This is a genomic window from Massilia suwonensis (genome assembly GCF_042655665.1).
GTDB classification, from domain to species: domain Bacteria; phylum Pseudomonadota; class Gammaproteobacteria; order Burkholderiales; family Burkholderiaceae_D; genus Telluria; species Telluria suwonensis.
This window is the reverse complement of sequence record NZ_JBHSMR010000022.1, coordinates 1-775: the sequence shown is the minus strand read 5'-3', so window position 1 is coordinate 775 and position 775 is coordinate 1. Positions and strand designations below refer to the sequence as shown.

Here is a 775-nt window from a genome sequence, read left to right as displayed (position 1 = left end):
ACGCCGTAAGCCCAAGGTTTCCTGTTCAACGTTCATCGGAGCAGGGTGAGTCGGCCCCTAAGGCGAGGCAGAGATGCGTAGCTGATGGGAAGCAGGTTAATATTCCTGCACCGTCGTATGATGCGATGGGGGGACGGATCGCGGAAGGTTGTCTGACTGTTGGAATAGTCAGTTTCTGCTTCATAGAAGGCACTTAGGCAAATCCGGGTGCGTAATTCAAGGGAGTGGGACGAGCGGCCTTGTGCTGCGAAGCAATCGGAAGTGGTTCCAAGAAAAGCCTCTAAGCTTCAGTCATACGAGACCGTACCGCAAACCGACACAGGTGGGCGAGATGAGTATTCTAAGGCGCTTGAGAGAACTCGGGAGAAGGAACTCGGCAAATTGGTACCGTAACTTCGGGAAAAGGTACGCCCCGGTAGCTTGATCACTTTACTGTGTGAGGGCGAAAGGGTTGCAATAAACTGGTGGCTGCGACTGTTTAATAAAAACACAGCACTCTGCAAACACGAAAGTGGACGTATAGGGTGTGACGCCTGCCCGGTGCTGGAAGATTAAATGATGGGGTGCAAGCTCTTGATTGAAGTCCCAGTAAACGGCGGCCGTAACTATAACGGTCCTAAGGTAGCGAAATTCCTTGTCGGGTAAGTTCCGACCTGCACGAATGGCGTAACGATGGCCACACTGTCTCCTCCCGAGACTCAGCGAAGTTGAAATGTTTGTGATGATGCAATCTACCCGCGGCTAGACGGAAAGACCCCATGAACCTTTACTGTAG

The 775-nt window shown here is 52.0% G+C and carries 1 rRNA gene; it reads left to right on the top strand.

The window, feature by feature from the left end:
- Nucleotides 1-775, top strand: a 23S ribosomal RNA gene (locus tag ACFPQ5_RS24790); the annotation flags it as partial.